Below are 20,576 nucleotides of genomic sequence, written 5' to 3' on the forward strand. Positions count from 1 at the left end.
AGCTTTTCTGCTTGTCCTATGCTATCAATATATGATTTATTTTACAAAACGTGAATCGTTAATAGAATTATTTTAGCTCATTAAAATAAAAAAAGAGTTATTAATAAATATAATCTCAATTATTATTATGATGTAGCTACCTATGTTCCTCCAATATTTTAGAATAAACAGCTTCATATATACCTCATTTCTAATCTATTCCCAGATAAAAACGCCTCTAGTTCACATGAATGCTAGAGACGTTTCGTCCATTTTAATTCTCTTTAGAGTCATCTGTTTTTGGCGCTTCACCAGTTAATCGCTTATTTTTCAAATCAAAATAAGCATCTAAAACTTCTTTTCCAATATCGGAGTTAATGCCTGATTTATCATTTTTAACCCACGGTACTACAACAGAAAATGCTACTTCTGGATCATCATATGGCGCATATCCAGCTAATGTTAAATTATAACATTCTCTACGGTCGCCTTTCTCATTTCGCCCAATATCATTTTCTCCACCATATACAGTTTGTGCGGTCCCTGTTTTACCAGCTGGTTTATATGGTGCTTTTTGGAACGCTCTTACTCCCGTTCCATCTCCTTCTTGAAATACTTTTCTAAATCCTTCTTTTACTTGATTAATATATTCTTGTTTCATATCAATTCTATTTAAAACAACGGGTTCTATTGATTGTACTACTTTACCAACCTCATCTTTTTGAACGGTTTGTTCTCTAATCTCTTGAACAATTTGTGGTTTCATTCGATACCCTCCATTTGCGATAGTGGAAATATATTGTGCAAGCTGAAGTGGTGTATACGTATCATATTGTCCAATAGAATAATCTAATAAGAAACCAGGCTGATTATCTTTTCTTCCAATTTGTCCTGCAGTTTCATTTGGTAAATCAATACCAGTTTGTACGCCTAGTCCAAATTGCCTGAAATAATACCTCATTTTATCAAAATATTCTTGTTTAATATCTAGTGAACTATTTTTCACATAATCCACGCCAGCAATTTTTAATGCTATATTAAACATATAAACGTTTGAAGAAACTTGTAACGCTCTTAGATCGTCTATATCACCAAAATTTTTCCAAGACTTCTTCTCCTTAGTTCCTTTAAACTTCATAGGTGCATCATAAAAATGTGTTCCAGGAGTTATTGCATTTGTTTCAAACCCTGTTAACACTGTCGCACCTTTAACCGTTGATCCAAGCTCATAAGAACTAGTCAGCGTGCCTAAAGCATAATCTTCTACTTCCATTTTCCCGTCTTTTTCTACAAGCTTTTTCCCAGCCATTGATAATACTTGGCCATTTTTTGGATTCATCATCACTACGAAAGCACGGTCTAACATTGATTCTGATCCTTTATATTGTTTTAATATTTTTTCTATACTCTCCTCTACTTTTTTTTGCAATTCCATATCTATTGTTAAAGTTAAATTTTTACCGCTTTTCCCTTCAGTAACAGTTTCCGTTCTAATAGTATTTCCTTGTTTATCAGCAATGCTTCTTACTTCTTTTTTTGTACCATGAAGTACATCTTCGTATTGCTGTTCTATATAACTTTTGCCGACCCTATCATTTCGGCTATAATCACGCACTAAATAATAATCTAATCTTTCACGTGGCAATCCTTCATCAGCATTTGAAACGTTACCAAGGACAGAACGGAATAACCCATCATTTACATAGATTCTCTCCCAATCAACTGATGCATCTACCCCTGGAAGGTTCGCTAAATTTTCACTAATCACCGCATATTCCTGTTCACTAACGTTCTTTTTAATAATTTGAGGTGCCATTTGAAAACCTGAGTTCATTTTGCTTTTAATAGCTAACACTTCTATATCTTTAGCCGTTAATTCTTGAAGATTTTTATCTGTAACGCGCTTCCTTTTTAAATCTTCTATTTTTTTGTCTAGCTCTTTTCCGGTAATATCCTTATCTCGGAACTTATCTATTTCTTTTTTTGATACTAAGTCTTGAGTAAGTTCTGGATTTAATTGCATCCAAAAGTCTTTCTTATCAGTCTCCGTTAACTTATCTATATCTTCTTGTGGCATTTCAATAATATCTGCAAGTTGTCTTGCTGATTTTAATATTTCTTCTTGTTTTACACCTTTCACCTTTGTATATGTAATTGTACGTAAAGACTTATTATCAACTACTGGATTTCCTTCACGATCAAATATTTTCCCACGTGGTACAGAAAGACCCACGGTTGTATTTTCTCTCTTCTCTACTTCATTTTTATATGTTTCTCCATCAAAAATTTGTACTTTCCCTAACTGAATAATAATGCCAGAAAATAATAAAAATACACAAAGGAATAAAATATTTAACCGGAGAGGTACTACTCTCCCACTTTTCTTCTCTTGCTTTTTCACCTTGTCATAATCTCCTCCTTACAATATTCCAAATAATAATCACATTTCTATATTAAAAGTAATGTACAATTTCTATACATTGCTTTGTACAAATATTAATATAATGTTTAAAACTTAATAGAAATTAAAACAAAGGTAAAGAAAAGGTAAAGTTTACTAAATTAAATATAAAAAATACCCAATAACAAAAAGCTTAGTTTTCACTAATCGCTTTGTTATTGGGTATTAATTCATTTAAGAATTACTACTAGTGGGTATCGTTATACATTTGTCGTCACAATTAGAAAGAGATTGTTTACTTAGTACTTTCGGTAAGTGAATAGTTACTGTTGTCCCGACACCAACCTCGCTCATGATACTAATTGTCCCTTGATGACTTTCAATAATTTTATAACTTAACATTAATCCAATACCAGTCCCTTTTTCTTTCGTACTATAAAAAGGTTCACCTAATCTCTTAATTCTTTCTTCAGGTATTCCTATTCCTTCATCTATTACATGAATGATGACACCATCATCATTTATTTCTTTTATGTGAATTGAAATTTCCCCACCATTTGGCATAGCTTCGATTGAATTTTGCAAAATATTAATAAATACTTGTTTCAATTGATTTTCTGAGCATTCAATAATTATATCTTTGTCATCCGTAAATAGTTCAACTTGAATATTTGTCATAATTGCTTTTGTATTCATTAACGATACGACATTTTTAAAAATTTGATAAATATTTTTCTTTTCTGTATTTATCTCATCTGTTTTAGCAATTGATAGAAATTCTTGTAGGATTGCTTCTATCCTTTCAATTTCAGAAAGCATAAGATCAAAATATCTTTCTTGATCTTCTTTATTAATTTGGAATAACTGTATAAAACCTTTAATTACAGTTAAAGGATTTCTTACTTCATGAGCCACGCCAGCTGCTAATTGACCAATTGCTGCAAGTGTATCTGATTTGTTTAACAATTCTTCTGTCTTTTTTCGCTCTGTAATGTCGCGTACAATAATCATAATTTTATCATGTAATAATGGTAAGCACCTCGCTTCAAAGAAATCAATACTTCCATTAAGTGTGAGTGGATATTCTACAATTACATTCGTTCCTTTTTCCTTCACTTGATTAATGGCTTCCTGAAACTGCTGTGCTACTGAAGATGGTAATACTTCGTAAAACTTTTTTCCCATAAAAGCTTCTGCGGGTACGTAAAACTTTGTAGGAGATCCTGCCTTGTAATCTATGATTGTACCATCATCTTCTGTTAAGAAACATAAATCCGGTAAAGCTTTAAAAATTAATTCCAGTTCAGATGTTTGTTGTTTTAACTGCTCTTCTATCGCTTTTAAATGGGTAATATCTACACCAACAGCCCAATAACTATATCCTGTTACAGGAAACTGTTCTGATATATTCGACCACATTATTGTTTTGATTTCACCATTTTTACATGTTAAGTGCATTTCCCAATCTCTGAAATTTTTTCCACAAGTTAAAAATTTCTTTTGTATTTGATGGCGATAATTATGATTAGGATACAATAATTGCAGTGCATTGGGATTTCCAATTATTTCTTCAGCGGTATAACCGGTTACAATTTCACATTCTCGATTCCACAAAACAAAATCTCCATTATAATCAAGCGCATCGACCATAACAGGCATGTTTTGTAAAATCGTATGTAGTTCCTCCTCTTTCCGAGAAAGCAACGTTGTATTTTTACTTTGAAATATTTTTATTGCACCATCTAAAATTAAATTCGAGAGCATTTCAAAGTATTTTTGACAACTGAAAATTTCACTTTTTTTGGACCATACAACAAAAGATCCTAAATGTTGATTGTATAAGAAAATGGGGATTTCAATCTTTGGAAGTTTACTCTTTTTCATCTCATTCATTCCGAATGAAAAAACACACTCTTTTTCAGCATCAAGAAGTTGATGTGATATGTTAGTTAATTTATAAAATTGTTCTGCCATGGTTTCTATTGTACTCACATCAATAAGTTCCATTAGCCGCGAATTCATTCCTTTTTCACCTCAATATGTAAAATTAATACAAATGTAAAATTCATACTTCTCCATTATACGAAGAAAGCTAGTGTAGGTATATAGCTGTAGAATAATTATTCGAACAAATTTTATTTTTCAATTAAAATAAGAAAAGAATATATATACTGAATATACCTTTAATTAGTATATATTTCGTTGATTCCTCACTTATTGTCTAGGTAACTTGAATTCCTCCTTACATTCACTGAATTTTCACTTGAGAGTCATACGTGTCACTAATAGCGGTATAAACATGCAATAAATATAAAGTTCATAAAATATTCACAATTTTTATGAAAAATATAAACATTTATTCCAATATATTCTATATAATAAAATGTAATAAGGCTTCTATGAATCTCATAGAATACCTTACCCCTAATAAAAAGAAAAAAGAATCCATTTGGATTCTTTTTTCTTTTTTAATTACATTACATATTTATATAAAGCATGTGCCACACCATGTTCTTCATTTGATAACGTTTCGTATTTGCACATTGCTTTTATTTCTTCAACTGCATTCCCCATTGCAATTGATATGTTTGCTTTTTCCATCATAGAAACATCGTTTAGCCCATCACCTATCGCTACAGTGTTTTCAACCGAAATATTAAGATGTTCTGCTAAAGTATATAATCCATTCCCTTTTTGAGCATCTCGATGATTAATCTCTAAATTGTGCCAATATGAAGATGTAATTGCTAAATCTGTATTATGAAGAAATGTTTCTTTTAGTTTTTTTAATTTCTCAATATCATAAGAAAATGGTAATAGTTTATGCACATATATATCTGTTTCTACAATTGGTTTACAACTTTCCGCACTATGAAACGCTGTATGCTCAAGATATAATGCTGCGATTGTTTCTAACTCTTTCAAGTCGAAATTTTCTTTTGAATTCTTCACATACTCAATTTCATTACGTACACTCTCTACTCCATAATCCGGCACATACACACCTTTATCAGTATAAAGCTGATAATATAAACCATTCTCTTCAAGATATTCTACAATTTCAAGTGCCTGCATATTTTGAATTGGATATCTCTTCATCATTTTTTTATCTTTATATATAAGGGCGCCATTTTCCGCAATGATTGGACACTCTAAATCAACTTCTAACAATAATCGCTCAATGTCAACAATAGAACGTCCTGTACAAATTGCTACAACATGACCAGCTTCTTGACATGTTCGAATTGCTTCTGCATTTTCTTTACTTATCATTTTATTCCCTGAAAGAAGAGTTCCATCTAAATCAATTGCGATTAATTTCATTATTTCTTCACCACTTTCTATAAATACACGAGTTTTAATTAATTATTAGGTATCGTTTTCATACAACCCTCGTGAGGTACTTCTTATTTATAATTTATGAAAAGCGTTTCAGGTCAAGAAATAATTAAAAATAAAATCCAAAGCTTTTCTTTTTAAAAAAGCTTCGGATTTTAAACTATGAATTATAACTAATGTATTTTGTCTCACACATGTACACATTTTTTTCTTCAGTTGGGATATATACTTTAAACTTTTCTAACCGTTTTCCATAGACATGAATCGTAATAACGCTTTCATTTTTGCTGATTTCAAGAATATGACAATCCGCTGGTGGAATTACTTTATCAGTTTCTCCTTCTCCCAAATAAAGATTTCCTGTATGTGTTAAATAAACAAGTGAATTTCCAAGTTGTTTCGTTTGTATAAAGTTCTGCACCATTATCCTTCCTGAAAATACGCCTTCTACTCCCCATGTGCCGTCATGATCATGTAAAGGTGTAGATTGTCCATCTTTCCATACGAGAGCTAGTACTTCAAAACGTTTGAGCGGATCTTCATACAATAAATGTCGTGCATATTGAGTCAAATTGGCCTTCTGTTTATCTAACGGAAGCCATGTTTTCTTTTCTAAAAGTTCTTCTAATAATTTTTCAATGCCACACACTATTTCTTCTTCAAATAAACTGTTTTCCATAAGATCTGTAACACCTTTAATAAACTTTTGAAATGATTTACTTCCATTACAAGTCAACATAAGAATCCTCCTCTACGCTTTATATAATTCCATATTAAGGTAATTTCCGAAAACTCACAATTGAGAAACAAAAAACAAGATGCAAATGTATGCACCTTGTTATGATTTTTATTTGGCTTTCAATCGAATAGGTAAGTATTTTAATGTTTGTTCATTTTCTAATATACATGTTTCTAAACAGAAAGATGGAGATAGCTCTATTTTTTCAAAAGCATTTATAAAGGTAGTTAATGCAATCTCAGCTTCTAAACGTGCAAGTGGTGCTCCTAAGCAAAAGTGAGGACCTTTCCCAAAGGTTAAATGTTTTTCATTTCCTGTTCGATGTACATTAAATTGAGAGGCTTGTGAAAATTTTTTCTCATCTAAATTCGCTGCACTAACCCACGCAACAATCATCTGATCCTTTTTCATTAAAGGACCAAATATATTTGTATCCTCTGTAATCCTCCGGGCCAATGTAACAGGAAAGCGATAGCGTAATACTTCCTCAATCGCTTTTGAAATTAAGTTAGGTTCTTTTCTTAACTCTTCATAAATTCCAGGTGAATCTACTAAAAAGCAATAAAAGCTATTAATAATTAAATTTGTAGTGGTTTCATTCCCAGCCGCTAGTAAACCTAATGAAAAGGTTACAATTTCCTCATCGGTTAATCTTTCGCCTTCATATTCAGCTCGAATTAAATCAGATATGATATCATCGGTTAAATGATATCTCTTTTCCTGAACAATCGGTAGAAGGTATGCTTTGAATTCATTTAATGCTATCCCTTTCTCGGCATCCAGATCATTAAACTTTTCTTTACTATACGGCATAAATAAAATATCAGACCATTCTTTAATTTTTTTACGATCTGTTGTTGGGACTCCTAATAAATCAGAAATAACGGTAACAGGTAAAGGTGCAGCAAACTGTTCAACGATATTAACTTCACTACATTTTTCGATATGTTGTACAAGTTCATCTGCGATAGCCTGTATTCGAGGTTTCCACTGTCCTAAACTTCTTGGAGTAAATGCCTTAGAAACAATGGAACGTACATTGCGATGTTCTGGTGGATCTGTAGAGTTTATATTTATTCTAGTTTCTAAAGGAGGAATTGAGAATTGTCTGCGCTCCCTTCTACTTGAAAATAAGCGATAATCTGATAAAACACGATTTACATCATCGTATAAAAAAACATTCCATACATCCTGCTCTTCATCATAATGAACTGGGTGATTATCCCTCATCAAACGATACCATTCATATGGATTCCATAACTCTTCTTTTGTTTTCAGCTTTGAAATTTCATGAACTAAAATAACATTTTCAGGTGAAGCCATAGTTCTTTCCTCCCTTTTCTTTTACAATAAAAGTGATAGGTCGGCAGTTCAAAGTTGTATAAACTATCATATGTTATTTTAACATATACAAAAGGAGAGTTTTCATTAGAGAACTTGAGAAATATATAAGGGGGAGTTTTATGTACGTTGACATTTTACTGCTAGCAGAATTAACGACAGGACCAAAACATGGATATGAAATCAAAAAAAATGTTCAAAATCGTTTAGGTGAGAATTTTGAGTTAAATCACAACATGCTTTACCCTGCCCTTCGGCGCTTTGAAAATATGGGTGCTATAACGAAAAAAATACATAAACAAGTCGGAAAACCAAACCGAAATATGTACGATATAACAGAAACAGGAGAAGAAATTTTTTCTGAAATGTTACGAGAGTTTCCTGAAAAACTTGCGACAAACAATACAGAATTTCTAGTTCGTATTGCGCTATTTGAAAAACTTGACTATGAGGATAGAAAAGAGATTTTGACTGTACGTCAAAACGTACTACATAATCAGCTTACTGCTATTCAGACTCTAGATGTCACCTCATCTTTTATTACTGAAGTCATTGAATTTAGTAAATCACGAATTGAACATGAATTGAGTTGGATTACATCACTTATGAAAAAAATATGAAAAAATAACAAGAAAAGTTAAAAACAATGAATGAAAATGATATTTATTATCAATACTATGATTAATAAAAGGGCAACCACGATTTGGCTACCCTTAAAGAAATTACACTTCTGGATCAAATGTTTTGCAATCTGTTTCTTCCGTTGTAGATGCATGTTTACCTTTATGACTTACTACGTAAATTGCCTCTGCACTACATTTATTACCGTTTGCCCAAAATTTACAGTTGTTTACTTCACATAAAACGTCTTGTGCCATAGTATCACACCTCCTTGTTCTATTATCATTAACAAAATTCGGAGGTATGATACTATTTGTCATTCATTTTTTATTCCCTTTTTAGCTTTCTTAATGGTTCAATATCTCCTCGGACAATAGCATCAATATTTTCAGTTATTTTTTCAATGTCAAAATGCCACCATTGAATTTGCAATAATTCTTGGATTATTTCATTTGAAAATCTCTCTTTTATTTTATTTGCAGGGTTTCCACCAACAATTGTATATGGTGCAACGTCTCTAGTCACAACAGATTTAGCTGCAATGATTGCACCATCCCCTATTTTTATTCCGGGCATAATTGTTGTATCCATACCAATCCAAACGTCATTTCCTATAACTGTATCACCTTTATAAGGTAAATCAGACAAACTAGGTGTATACTTCTCCCACCCATTTCCAAATATATTAAATGGATATGCTGAAAATCCATCCATTCGATGATTCGCTCCGTTCATAATAAAGTTAATTCCAGATGCAATACTACAAAATTTTCCAATTGTAAGGCAATCCCCTAGAAATTCATAATGATGTAATACTCGATCTTCAAATGTTTCTCCATCTTTCGTATCATAATAAGAATAGTCACCAACAAGTATATTAGGTTTTGTTATTGTATTTTTTATAAATTGAACGTTTTGATTCCCTTCAATAGGGTATTTAACATTTGGATTAGGATTCATTTTGTACAGCACTTCCTTTACCACTTATTTCACTTTCCACCACTATTACTGGCTTTAAATTGTATATAGGTAAAATAAACAATAATCCAATTATAAAAAGTAAAGCCGTCCCTTCATACATCATACTTAATGAAAACATCTCTTTTAAAGAACCGGCAATACTCATCGTTACCACCATTGAACCAGTAAAAAGCGGACTTAAAATACCATTTACACGACCTATAAAATCAGTATCGCTATTTTGAATAATAAGCGTATTAATACCAATTTGGATACAAGGAAGAGCTAAACCACTAAAAAGCTGCGCTGTAAGTGTCACCCATAAATTTGTAGAATATCCTATAATGCCAATACCAATTGCTTGACCAAGCATACCGATAATTAACATCTTTTGCGGAGCAACGTTTTTCGCAAATACCATCGCTAATGCTCCGCCAACAATCATTCCTGCACCATTTACTGTTAATAGCCACTGTAAACTCTCTTTTGATAACCCTAACTGCTCAGTCACAATAAATATACCTAATGGCTGAATTAATCCTATACCTAGTCCTGCAGCCATAAAACAAAGCCCTAGCAAAGTTAATGCTTTTTTCTTTTTGACATACTTAATACCATCCTTCATCTCCTGCAACAGAGTGATATCTTTCTTTTCTACGTCGTTTTCAAGATCTTTTGGAAGAAATAACAATACAACTGCCGCAAGTAAAAACGAGATACCTGTTATGATGATTGAAATATAAATTCCAAAACTATGAAAGATAAATGTCCCTAGGATTGGTCCTAATACCATAAATATTGCAAATATCGTTTGATATATAGACATTGCTAATTGAATTTGTTCCGTTGATAAATGTTGTTTAAACAACTTCATTCCAGATGGTTGTGAAAACTGTGAAAGGATTGCAGAGATGAGTGTCACAAAAAACACAATTTTCCACGTTCCAAACATAAGCGTAATTAATACAGCGAATACTGAAATGGAACTTAACGTTTCACACCATATCATTGTCTTCTTTGGCTTCCACCTATCAGCAAAAGTACCGCCAATAAATGAAAAAATAAAAATTGGAGCGAATTCAGCAACTGAAATCATCGAAATAGCAAAAGCATCACCTTTTGTCATTTCCATTACATATAGTAATACCGCAAAGTTTCGAACCCATATTCCTATTTGTAAAAATAATGCTGATGCTAAAATCCCTTGAACAAACCGATTTTTTAATACTTGTGATACCCCATTGTTTTGTTTCGTTACTACATTTGTCGACATAAAAAAGCCTCCTATTTCATGTTCTGAACAGGAGGCAGCACAAATCATATAAAAAGACTATATATTCGCAGAGCGAAATACATCCCTTTTCTATAAATGTACAGACTAACCCTATTCAGAAGAATATTTCGTTTTTTAACGAAGATCTCTTATAAATAGAATTAGTTGATCATCGGGATGTCTTCACCCTTCCGTTTCGAATTTAAATAATACATACATACTCTATGTAAATCATTTTCGATGTATGCATGTCTCCTTTTAACTATTCTAGAAAGTTAAAGGTAATTCCTCTAAAGAACGCATTAAATAGTTACCTTGCCATTTAATTTCTTCACGATTCCCTTTTATTTGTAGTTCAGGCATTCGATTAAACAAAGTAGTAATAGCAATCTTTGCTTCCAACCTAGCAAGTGGGGCGCCTAAGCAGAAATGACTACCATGACCAAAGGCAATATGACGATTATTTTCCCGAGTAATCTCGAATACTTCTGGGTTTTCAAATACAGTTTCATCACGGTTTGCAGAAGCTAAGGCAATGACAACCATATCTCCTTTTTCGATTGTTCGGTCGTGAATTTGAAATGGCTCCGCTGCCCATCTTGAAGTTGTAACCTCAACTGGAGAATAATATCGTAATCCTTCCTCAATAGCAGCATCAATTAATTTTGGGTTTTCTTTTAATAACTGTAATTGATTTGGATTTTCAAGAAGTGCTAATACCGTATTTGTAATTAAATTCACTGTCGTCTCGTGTCCTGCTACAATTAATAGCATTATCATTGAATATAGTTCCCGAGCGCTAAGTTTATGCCCTTCACTCTCTGCAAGTATTAAAGCACTCACCAAGTCTTCTTTTGGCTCTTTTCTTTTAATATCAACTAAATAATGAAGATATGTAATAAACTCAGATAGTTGCTTTTCAGTTTCTCTTATTTCTTCTGGTGTTTCTGGGTAAGCAATGACAGCATGAGACCAAATTCTAAATTTCGCTTGATCTTCTTTTGGAATACCGAGCATTTCACTTATTACAATGATAGGTAAAGGGAACGAATAATCATCAACAAGATTTAATGAACCCTTTCGCTCGACTTCATTTAACAAACCATCTGCAATATCCTGTATTCTTCCTTCCAATTGCGTGATCATCTTCGGTGTAAAAGCTTTTTGTACGAGTGATCGTAGACGATTATGGTTAGGTGGATCTGAATTTAACATATGAGTAGTTAAATAATCACTATTGTCAACCGTAAGAAACACATTCAATGCATCTTGAGGAAATATATTGGCTGGATCTTTTTTTAAGCGACTGTCTTTTAAAAGCGGCAAGGCATCTTCATATCTTGTGACAAGCCATTCCGCTCCTAGTTCAGTTTTATTCACAAATAAGATAGGTTGCATTTTTCTAGATTCTTTATAAATTTCATACGCATCTTCTTTAAATTGAGCTGAAGCTAAATTAATGCCATCCTCTATTTTTAGTCCAACTTTGTTTTTCATTGACATTGTATTCCCTCACTCTCATTTGTTTTTGAAAACCAACCCAACATATGCATTATACTCTAATAAAAACGTGAAAATTGTAAATTTTTAATCAAAATCTTACTTCGTATATTGAAAAATAAAAAAGTGAGAGAGTAAAATCGTTTCACTCTCTCACTTCTCTTTATGCGAAGCACATAAAATTACTAATTTGTTGATAGCGATAACTTACTTTACGACGACGACCACCTTGCCACGTGTAACCTGACACTCCATTTCTTCTCACTTCAGTCGGGAAGAACCATAAATCCCTTCCGAAAGGACCAGGACGATGTAAGCGTAAATAGCCCCATCTTCCTAGACAGTTACACATCCATGATTTCATATTACCTGGTTGTGCTGGAGAAGCAAATGTAGACGGTAACGACGGCGCTTGTGACGGTGGTGGTGACGTTGGAGCATCTTCCGCATCATCTGGTCTGTAATCTTCTTGTTCAATATCTCTCACTTCATTTGTAGGTTCATACCCGTAGTTTTGTGTATTGTAATACATCGCTTGATCATATGGATAATTTTGTTGATTATACATATTAACAAATCACCTTCTTTTCATTCATTACCTTTACCATTCATATGTGATATGCCCTCGCTGGGAAGCTTATGTATAGCCCAAATTCAACTTAAAAAGCTCGTATTATTAAAAATACGAGCCTTTCAAAAATAGAATGTGTTTATTATTTCCTTAACTTCACACTATAAAAACGCATTTCATCTAACGTACCTTCAAATTCAAATACTTCTTGTTTAATTAATTGTTTCAAGCGATATTCTAAGAAAGTATCTCCAACCAATTGTTCAACAAGACCAAGTGCTTCACCAATTACTCTAGGAGCTTTGAGGAACTCTCGATCAGCACCCACACTTTTCGCGCATTCAATTATAAATTGATCAAAATAATCTTCTTGTACAGAATGCACTTCATTTTCTTTCCACACTCTTAAACATTCTATGCTTTCCGATAATCTATCCCACTCATGTTCAAACTTCATTCGCTTCTCTTCAGTTAAATAAGGTAACTTTATAAAACTTTTTTGGAATAAAGCTAAACTTTCAGGTGGTAATTCTCCCGTTCCACGAATATCATACTCTTGTTTTAATATTTCTCTACTTGCTTCAGACGTATTAACAACTCGAATGTTTTTCTTATTCTTTAATTGTGCTATTACAAAACTTAGGCCTACATGTTCATGTGCATTATCAGCCTTCCAAATTGTAATAGGCGTTTCAACAGGAATAGTATGTAGTTCTTCTATAGTTGCTATAAATCTTGATAAATATTCTTCTTCAAAATAACTATCATAAGCAGTTAAATTATTTATTAACCACTTCTGTCTTGCTAGTTGCCCCTCATTCGTATGCAACTTATATATCGGTCCAATTGAAAAGAATTCAGAAAAAGCAACAACACTCTCTTCATATAACTCTTCTTGGCTTAACATATATTTTAAGCAACCAGCCGTTGAATCATCAAAAGCAATATGTACGTGCGTACTTTCTATTACATTCCTTTTATAAGTAGGATTACTCGTTAATTGTTTCGGAATATCCATCAAATTTTTAATTGTATCTTCACTATAGTTTTCTTCTAATAAGTTTAACTGTATGAGAATACTTTGAAGTAAATCTTTAGCCTCATCTTCGTACATATCCCCTACAGCATTTTTAATTTTATCTATCACACAAATCCCTCTATTCATTTCAAAAATAACGTAGATTATAGTGTATCATTTTAGTATAGTTCTTTAAAGTCAAATTCACATTGCTACAGCAATCTGGATTTTCAACAAAAGCTCTCCTTATATTTTTGAATTGCTAAATATTTTTACTTTGAAAATCCTTGTATCTAAATGTATAATTATATAAAAACAAAAATATAGGAGCTATATTTATGGATAAAGTACTTACAAATTATAAACATTACTTAAAAAATTGGAGATTTATATTTATTTGCATACTACCTACTATTGCTTTATTCGTTACTTTCGATGTCATCTTTGAACTATTGTTTCATCAAAATTTCTACTTATCTAACTTAATTTCTGCTATCATATTATTTTTAATATTTATTAACGTTAAAGATAAATTTAAAATTAAAGGCTAAAGAACAATATTTCAAAATAGCCTTTTATTATTGCATCCTACTATAAAATAAGGCTCGTAGTAGATTTTTATAAAAAATAAGAGCACCCTGCAATTGGATGCTCTTATGTGATTAGAGGTTTTTTCTGAGTATTAAGTAGGACACAAAGATCTTGTCCTACTACATAATATATGCTTATACTTATTATTTCGTGCATGTATTAAGCACCATGTTCAGGTACTTAATATATGCATAGTCATTACTAAAAAATCTACTCAAATATTCACTGTACAATTTCATATTTATAAATTAAAAAACATCCTCAATGGATGTTTTTTATCTAACGATTTTAAGCTTCCATAAACTTAGCCGGTACACCAATTTTTTCAACTACAGAAGATATATTAGTAGGATTAATCATTACATTTTCAATACATACTAATTTATTTTCTAATATCCCATTCTCTGTAGTAATAAGTTCTTCAAACCGATCTAAAGTCATTGAGAATTTGTGTTCACTTCCACCATTCATACTAACTTTTACATACTTCATAGTGTCACCGCCTTTCATAATAATTTACATTTCGACAAGAAGGCGCTTACATCCTTTTATTTACTCTTAGATTTCTCACGTTTACATGTATTTTGAGAAAAGAAACTACTATTATTTACTCACAAAGTTATTGCTAATAAGAAAGATAAAGATAACAATGCACAAAGTGGAATATATAAACAGGTATCCATTCTAGCAAAGTGCGTATTTTTTTGTCGTTTAAAGATACCAAAATAATTAAACTCACCAATTACTCTAATAGAAAAGATGATCATACAAATCTAGGAACCGACTTGAATAATAAAATTAGGAACTGCAAAATGAACAATTTTTGCTTGTTGCAACAAAGTTATTGCTACCATACTTAATAATAATGCAATGAACATTGTCATTCCGGCGCGAGGTGTAAACGCCTTTTCCCCTGATTTAGTTGGAATAACACTATTTGTCCCCCAATTACCTCCGAAAGCCCAATATACATGTAAAAAGCTAACTAAGAATAATATACAAGCAGATATATATGTAATGATAAGCATTTTATCCTCCCCTTATTTTAGTTCCTATCTATAAAATATGCTATTCCTCTCCGCAATAGCAACTTTCATTTCATTACATAAAAAAAACCGTAATGATTTATCAATATTAAGATAAGTCATTACGAGGTTATTAAACTTCATTATGCATTATACCTATTTCTTCGGCGTTCCATCCTTGTTTGACCTTGAACTGCATTTTCTTTGTATGGATCTATTTGCTCTGTCATTTCATATGTTGCAACTGGTCCTTCGTACTTATGCTCATTTATCTTTTCTGGCATTTTACTTTTGGATTCTTTCCCACCAAACTTAAATAGTTTCATCTTTAATTTCGGTAATCTTGGAAGACGAATCTTAAATGATAATCTTTTGCGTTTCTTTTTTGGTCCAAGTAGATTTATATTTTCTTTATTATTATCTTTCTCTTTGCGGTGAATGAACATCGCAAGTAATCCTCCTATTACAAGTCCTCCAATTAATAGTAATATATATACATAATGGCTTGTCATTAAACTCGTTATGCGTTCAAGTATGACTAACGACTGTACTTCTTTTATATCCCATAGTAAAGCGGCCCATAATGAGAATAAGCCCAAAGTAAGTCCATATGTACGAAAACGGAATAAACATGGTATTAACGCGACACATGCTGCAATTTTCGCATTTGCTATGATTGAGCTTGTTGAAATATCCTGATGCCAAATAACTAACAGTAATGTTATAAATGGCGCATACGCTATCCAGCTACATATACGTGAATACATCTTTTTAGCAAAATAACTACCGAAACTAGTAAAAAATAAAAGTCCTCCAATATATATAGATTGTTCTAGAGGGATTTGCTTTATAAGTCCTGCAATTGGAAAGAGGACGCTCAATAGCATTAAGAGCACATCTAATTTCTTCACAATTCCCCATTCCTTTCAAATTTTTTCAATTAATAAAAATCGTTTTTCCATATGATATAGTTTTTGTATTTCTAAAAAACATATTAATCCTGTCTGCACATAAAGTAAATATGTAAACGAAAAGATACTTGACAAAGGATATCCTTATTTACATAAAAAAATGACAAATCCTAATCGATATAACGAGCAGGATTTGTTTACTAGTATTTAAAGTAGTGTAATTGAATCTTACTTTTCTACTTTTACTACATCTACATCCAATTCATCATCAAATTCTTTGAACTCTCTTGCGTCTATGTCAGTAATATAACTCTTTATTACCTTTTCCATATGCATGGAATATGTCAAGTGTACATTCTTTTTCGAAATCATACTAGAATTACAGCACATGTAATGTATCATTTTAGCGATATAATCCCTTTCTACAGGTTTTACACCTAATGGTAGAATTTCAAGTATATATCGATGAAAAGTCCCACTACAATTAAGTGAATATTCACCAGTGCTATAATACATCCCTTTTTGATCTGCATATAAGCCAATGCTATCTAGAGCATCATCGCGTACTATTACACCGTAACTTGGTACATCAAAACCTGTATTTATTCTAATAATATTTAAATTTGGAACCTTTAACACCTCTGGAACAATATCAGGTAAAATATCTGTATTAATTTCTTTATTTTGTAACTCTTTTATCCAATATTTTCTCAAATTTGCATCTACAATGAAGTAAACTTGTTCATTTTGTTCTTTTGCATATTGTACAATTTCCATTAATGTTTCGAAAACATATTGTTTAAAAAGAGCCCCCATATCATTTCTCTTTGATGGTTGTGGTAAAAATGCATTATGTTTATTTATATTTAATATTACGTAATCAATCGTTTGCCACTCTGTATTCCCATATAATTTATATAAAATTTCTTTTCCTTTTATTTTTGAAAAAATAGGTAAGAAATCAAATTTCGATATTCGTTCAATTGATAAACTAACATATGTACAAGGTAAATTTATCTTATTCCAACTACGCTTCAAAAATCCTTTTTGTTCTAATAGACTAAAAATACTATTTACAATTGTTTTACGAGATACACTTTGGCCTATAAATAAATTAATAAATGTTGAAATACGGTTTGTTCGTGCAAATCCCTCTCTAATGATTTGTTTTGGATCAATTTTTTCGCGTCCATCACAATTTTTCATTGCGATTAATGCTAATGTCGCATCACTGCGCTTACCCGCGGTAGCATAGACAGCTTTCTTAACATCATCTACAAGATTTGTTTTATATTTTTGGCAATATTGCATTTTATATGGATTTTGTAACACCTTTTCAATATTATATCTCACAATCTTTAATAACACTGGAAAATCTGTATTCAATACATAAGAATTTTCACCAACTTTAGTCAAAACAATTTCACTCTCAAGTAATGCTTGTTCTATTTCCAGCGCTATATTTTCAGACCAAACTTCTAATGTTAATGTCTCTAATCCTTTTGGTGCAAATAAAGGAAATAATTCATTTTTGTTATTTGTTGCTACCTTTTTACATTCTGGAAGTATTGTGAAATAAGAGAATTTACGCTGAAATTCTTTAAATAAATACTCTCTTTCCTTTACCTTTATACCCGGTTCTATTTTAGTACCTTGAACTTTATAAATTCTCTCATTGTATGGAAATAACACCCTTTTATTTTCTCCTACAATATAATCTTTCGGATATTGGAGAATATGGTCTAAATCCACCTCTCCCCCTATTTGAAAATCATCTTTTAAATTTCTAAATATCTTAATCCATTTCATACCGGTTGTAGCTTGTTGTATTTTTAGCTTTACAAACCGGATTTTTTTATTATTTGACGCAAACTCTGAGGTAGAAATCAATATCATGCCTCGTTTCCGTCTTAAAAGTAAAGGAATATCTGGATGATTATATTCTTGATATTAAGACTGTTTTTATGATTATTTCTTGTTAGTGTGTATTAATTGATTATGGCTATTATTGAAGATGATATATCAGCGATAATTTATGTCTATTTCGTATAAGTGTTAGCAAGTTCGTTTGCAAACTTGTTAGCACTTTTTTATTTCTTCTATTCTCCCATGAAAATTAGCATAGTTTTTATGAATTCTTTATCTAGTAGAAAACTCTCTATCATATAAAAGTATAATAATAGGTTAATAAACAAGCAGTTTTTTTACTAAAACATAGAATAATACTAACCCTAATTGAAGGGAGGTATAAAAGAATGTCCTGGAATAATGATTGCTGGAGTTCTAAGAAAAATCATTGTTGTGATGATTGGTGGAAATCTAAAGATAAGCGCCATTGTGATGACGATTGGTGGAAATCTAAAGACAAGCACCATTGTGATGATGATTGGAAGTTCAATCGAAATAAGTGTCGTTGTAACTGTTTCTTTATTTGTTGCCATTGTAAAAAGAAACATTGGTAAGATTTTCAGTACCAACTTAAAGGCAAAGAACATGCCTTTCGGACTGATAAATACTAGATTATAGTAATTAAAAAGCTGACTAATTATTGTCAGCTTTTTAATTACTTTACATACACACAGGCTTCATTTGCTGTTACATAGTATGTTTTACCTTTGCTATTATTATGCACTTTATTTCTCACCAAATTATTCTTTTGTATAGTAATAATTTAATCCTTTAGCATCTAACCATGCTGTTGCTTTATCTAGCTCGCTACCTTGACGATAATCCGACTCGAAATAAACAAGCCCCTGACGATCTCCGCGGGAAACAATTTTTGAAGTGTATCCAAGCTTATCCATCATTTGAATCATTTCGGGAATTAAATTTACACCAAATTCATAAGAAACCACCTTATTATGTTTGTTCACGATAATCTCCACTCTTTCTTCTTTATACGATTTATTTGTAAACCAATCTAACGACTTGCTTCCAATTAATTCATTCAAATCACACTTTCCAATACCAGGTACATTTCCTGTTTCAGTGTATTGCCAGATATCACATGGATAAGCTGGTCTATTCCCACCATAACGAGGAATCCATACAAAGTCAGATTTTACATTTACCATTCCGAATGGAGCATACATATGATGGCCAACATATAAACCAACTTTCTGAGCACCTAATCGACGTAATTCATCGATAAACGCTTGCGCCCCCGCTCTCATATCATTCATTGTTTTTACTTCCACATCAGCAACCCAGACTGTTGCGCTCTTGTCTCCGCGATTCCAGAAGTCACAAGCTTCTATACGTGCATCATTTTCAGAAACAAAACGACAGAATGCATAGTTACCAAAAGGAATACCATGTTGCTTCATAGCTTGTACATACCCCTTATATAATGGATCTACATAATTTGAACCATCTTGTACACGTGCAATAATAAAATCAATATGTTGCTTTGCTACAGGCCAGTTAATATTACCATTCCATTTTGAAATATCTAAAATGTGTCCCATTATTGAACATCTCCCTTTTTCTCTTCTTGTTTTTGTTTACCACCTAAAATTTCAACTGCATTTGTTAAAGCTTGTGGCAACGGAATACCCATTCGACCAGCATTTTCTAAAAGTGAAAGTAATTCATTACCCATGAAGAAGAAAATTGTTGCTTCACGAATAGCGCTATTGCTTCCTAACGCTGCATCTAATTGGGCTGCCGCTCCAATTAAAAGAAAAAGCACCACCTTTTTGGCGATGCCTTTGAAACCAACTTTGCTTTTTAATTCTCCGTTATATCCTGCTGCAATCATGCCAGTTAAATAATCAATAACTGCCATTGTGACTAAGATTTTCAATGTTGCATCCCATCCTCCTAAGAAATACCCACAGAAGCCACCAAAAGTGGCAATAAAAGTTTTTAATAGTACATCAATACGATCCATATTCTTTCCTCCTTTTCAAAATAAAAAAGACCAGCTATTGCTGCTCCTGCTGTGTTTGTGGGTTATTTGCATTAGTTGGTGTTGGCAGTTCTTGAGATGGATAATTTCCTGTAAGTGATGTATAACACTCTAAACAAATATTCTTTTTCGCAAACCCCATATCCAGTGCGTACAGACGAGCTCCACGTTTACATATTTCGCATCTTGTTGCAATACGGAAATATATCGTTCCATCCGTTTCCCCCCACACCTCTACTTTATTAGTACCATATAAACCGGCATTGTTTAGCATATCAAAAGGAATTCGCACAAATACTCCGTTTTCGTTTCTTTCTGAATCTACTAACCTACCAGCAAACGGAGCACCTTGTCCCGCTTGTAAGGGATAACCTTGTAAATCTTTGTAATCATCCAT

At 32.1% G+C, this 20,576-nt stretch carries 20 protein-coding genes and 2 pseudogenes; 3 read left to right on the forward strand and 19 right to left on the reverse strand.

Features of this window, described 5'->3' with window-relative positions:
- Positions 1-253: 253 nt before the first annotated feature.
- The 5 genes from CGQ22_RS13520 to CGQ22_RS13545 form a co-directional block, all read right to left on the reverse strand.
- Positions 254-2,380 carry a peptidoglycan D,D-transpeptidase FtsI family protein gene (locus CGQ22_RS13520; RefSeq protein WP_000743782.1) on the reverse strand — a complete coding sequence of 709 codons (2,127 nt, stop codon included), beginning with the start codon at positions 2,378-2,380 and terminating at the stop codon, positions 254-256.
- A 234-nt stretch (positions 2,381-2,614) separates the two neighbouring features.
- Positions 2,615-4,402, reverse strand: a complete 1,788-nt coding sequence (locus CGQ22_RS13525; RefSeq protein WP_001088564.1) for an ATP-binding protein — start codon at positions 4,400-4,402, stop codon at positions 2,615-2,617.
- A gap of 450 nt (positions 4,403-4,852) precedes the next feature.
- The gene (locus CGQ22_RS13535) at positions 4,853-5,704 is read right to left on the reverse strand and encodes a Cof-type HAD-IIB family hydrolase (protein WP_000766388.1); all 852 of its coding nucleotides are present in this window, start codon (positions 5,702-5,704) and stop codon (positions 4,853-4,855) included.
- Positions 5,705-5,879: 175 nt separating this feature from the next.
- On the reverse strand, positions 5,880-6,458 hold the full coding sequence (locus CGQ22_RS13540; protein ID WP_000954441.1) for a cysteine dioxygenase family protein: 579 nt from the start codon (positions 6,456-6,458) through the stop codon (positions 5,880-5,882).
- Positions 6,459-6,566: 108 nt separating this feature from the next.
- Complete coding sequence (locus tag CGQ22_RS13545; RefSeq protein ID WP_061884232.1) at positions 6,567-7,781, reverse strand: cytochrome P450; 1,215 nt, start codon at positions 7,779-7,781, stop codon at positions 6,567-6,569.
- 140 nt (positions 7,782-7,921) lie between these two features.
- On the opposite strand from CGQ22_RS13545, the gene CGQ22_RS13550 reads away from it, so the two are divergent.
- Positions 7,922-8,419, forward strand: a complete 498-nt coding sequence (locus CGQ22_RS13550) for a PadR family transcriptional regulator (RefSeq protein WP_000289125.1) — start codon at positions 7,922-7,924, stop codon at positions 8,417-8,419.
- A gap of 102 nt (positions 8,420-8,521) precedes the next feature.
- On the opposite strand, the gene CGQ22_RS13555 is transcribed toward CGQ22_RS13550, so the two are convergent.
- From CGQ22_RS13555 to CGQ22_RS13580, 6 genes are all read right to left on the reverse strand, one after another.
- The gene (locus tag CGQ22_RS13555; RefSeq protein ID WP_000046095.1) at positions 8,522-8,677 is read right to left on the reverse strand and encodes a DUF1540 domain-containing protein; all 156 of its coding nucleotides are present in this window, start codon (positions 8,675-8,677) and stop codon (positions 8,522-8,524) included.
- 70 nt (positions 8,678-8,747) lie between these two features.
- Positions 8,748-9,380, reverse strand: a complete 633-nt coding sequence (locus CGQ22_RS13560; RefSeq protein ID WP_001069256.1) for a Vat family streptogramin A O-acetyltransferase — start codon at positions 9,378-9,380, stop codon at positions 8,748-8,750.
- Positions 9,370-10,653, reverse strand: a complete 1,284-nt coding sequence (locus CGQ22_RS13565) for an MFS transporter (RefSeq protein ID WP_000106397.1) — start codon at positions 10,651-10,653, stop codon at positions 9,370-9,372. The genes CGQ22_RS13560 and CGQ22_RS13565 overlap by 11 nt, the downstream gene beginning before the upstream one ends.
- A 267-nt stretch (positions 10,654-10,920) precedes the next feature.
- Complete coding sequence (gene cypA, locus CGQ22_RS13570; protein ID WP_000062091.1) at positions 10,921-12,156, reverse strand: cytochrome P450; 1,236 nt, start codon at positions 12,154-12,156, stop codon at positions 10,921-10,923.
- 160 nt (positions 12,157-12,316) lie between these two features.
- Positions 12,317-12,721, reverse strand: coding sequence for a hypothetical protein (locus tag CGQ22_RS13575; RefSeq protein ID WP_000282694.1), 405 nt, complete (start codon positions 12,719-12,721; stop codon positions 12,317-12,319).
- A 145-nt stretch (positions 12,722-12,866) separates the two neighbouring features.
- Positions 12,867-13,871, reverse strand: coding sequence for a DUF1835 domain-containing protein (locus tag CGQ22_RS13580; protein ID WP_000565702.1), 1,005 nt, complete (start codon positions 13,869-13,871; stop codon positions 12,867-12,869).
- Positions 13,872-14,080: 209 nt separating this feature from the next.
- On the opposite strand from CGQ22_RS13580, the gene CGQ22_RS13585 reads away from it, so the two are divergent.
- Positions 14,081-14,293, forward strand: coding sequence for a hypothetical protein (locus tag CGQ22_RS13585; protein WP_000362072.1), 213 nt, complete (start codon positions 14,081-14,083; stop codon positions 14,291-14,293).
- Between the two features lie 328 nt (positions 14,294-14,621).
- Here the strand turns inward: CGQ22_RS13585 and CGQ22_RS13590 are convergent, their stop codons facing one another.
- From CGQ22_RS13590 to CGQ22_RS13605, 4 genes and pseudogenes are all read right to left on the reverse strand, one after another.
- Positions 14,622-14,825, reverse strand: coding sequence for a hypothetical protein (locus tag CGQ22_RS13590; protein ID WP_000878369.1), 204 nt, complete (start codon positions 14,823-14,825; stop codon positions 14,622-14,624).
- A 119-nt stretch (positions 14,826-14,944) separates the two neighbouring features.
- A pseudogene (locus CGQ22_RS13595) lies at positions 14,945-15,361 on the reverse strand (DUF3995 domain-containing protein).
- Between the two features lie 140 nt (positions 15,362-15,501).
- The gene (locus CGQ22_RS13600) at positions 15,502-16,269 is read right to left on the reverse strand and encodes a DUF3959 family protein (RefSeq protein ID WP_000732212.1); all 768 of its coding nucleotides are present in this window, start codon (positions 16,267-16,269) and stop codon (positions 15,502-15,504) included.
- 228 nt (positions 16,270-16,497) lie between these two features.
- Positions 16,498-18,159: an RNaseH domain-containing protein gene (locus CGQ22_RS13605; protein ID WP_139032753.1), complete on the reverse strand. Its 1,662-nt coding sequence runs from the start codon at positions 18,157-18,159 to the stop codon at positions 16,498-16,500.
- 378 nt (positions 18,160-18,537) lie between these two features.
- Between CGQ22_RS13605 and CGQ22_RS13610 the strand changes: the two genes are divergently transcribed.
- Positions 18,538-18,795, forward strand: a complete 258-nt coding sequence (locus CGQ22_RS13610) for a hypothetical protein (RefSeq protein WP_000560126.1) — start codon at positions 18,538-18,540, stop codon at positions 18,793-18,795.
- A 37-nt stretch (positions 18,796-18,832) separates the two neighbouring features.
- Here CGQ22_RS13610 and CGQ22_RS32920 read toward each other — a convergent pair.
- From CGQ22_RS32920 to CGQ22_RS13625, 4 genes and pseudogenes are all read right to left on the reverse strand, one after another.
- A pseudogene (locus tag CGQ22_RS32920) lies at positions 18,833-18,907 on the reverse strand (N-acetylmuramoyl-L-alanine amidase); the annotation flags it as partial.
- 10 nt (positions 18,908-18,917) lie between these two features.
- The gene (locus CGQ22_RS13615) at positions 18,918-19,736 is read right to left on the reverse strand and encodes a GH25 family lysozyme (RefSeq protein WP_089148839.1); all 819 of its coding nucleotides are present in this window, start codon (positions 19,734-19,736) and stop codon (positions 18,918-18,920) included.
- Positions 19,736-20,161 (reverse strand): phage holin family protein, encoded by a 426-nt coding sequence (locus tag CGQ22_RS13620; RefSeq protein ID WP_089148840.1) that lies wholly within the window; start codon positions 20,159-20,161, stop codon positions 19,736-19,738. The genes CGQ22_RS13615 and CGQ22_RS13620 overlap by 1 nt, the downstream gene beginning before the upstream one ends.
- A 34-nt stretch (positions 20,162-20,195) precedes the next feature.
- Entirely contained in the window at positions 20,196-20,576 is a 381-nt protein-coding gene (locus tag CGQ22_RS13625; protein WP_089148841.1) for a hypothetical protein, read from the reverse strand.

This window comes from Bacillus sp. M13(2017), assembly GCF_002218325.1.
Taxonomy (GTDB): Bacteria; Bacillota; Bacilli; order Bacillales; family Bacillaceae_G; genus Bacillus_A; species Bacillus_A thuringiensis_K.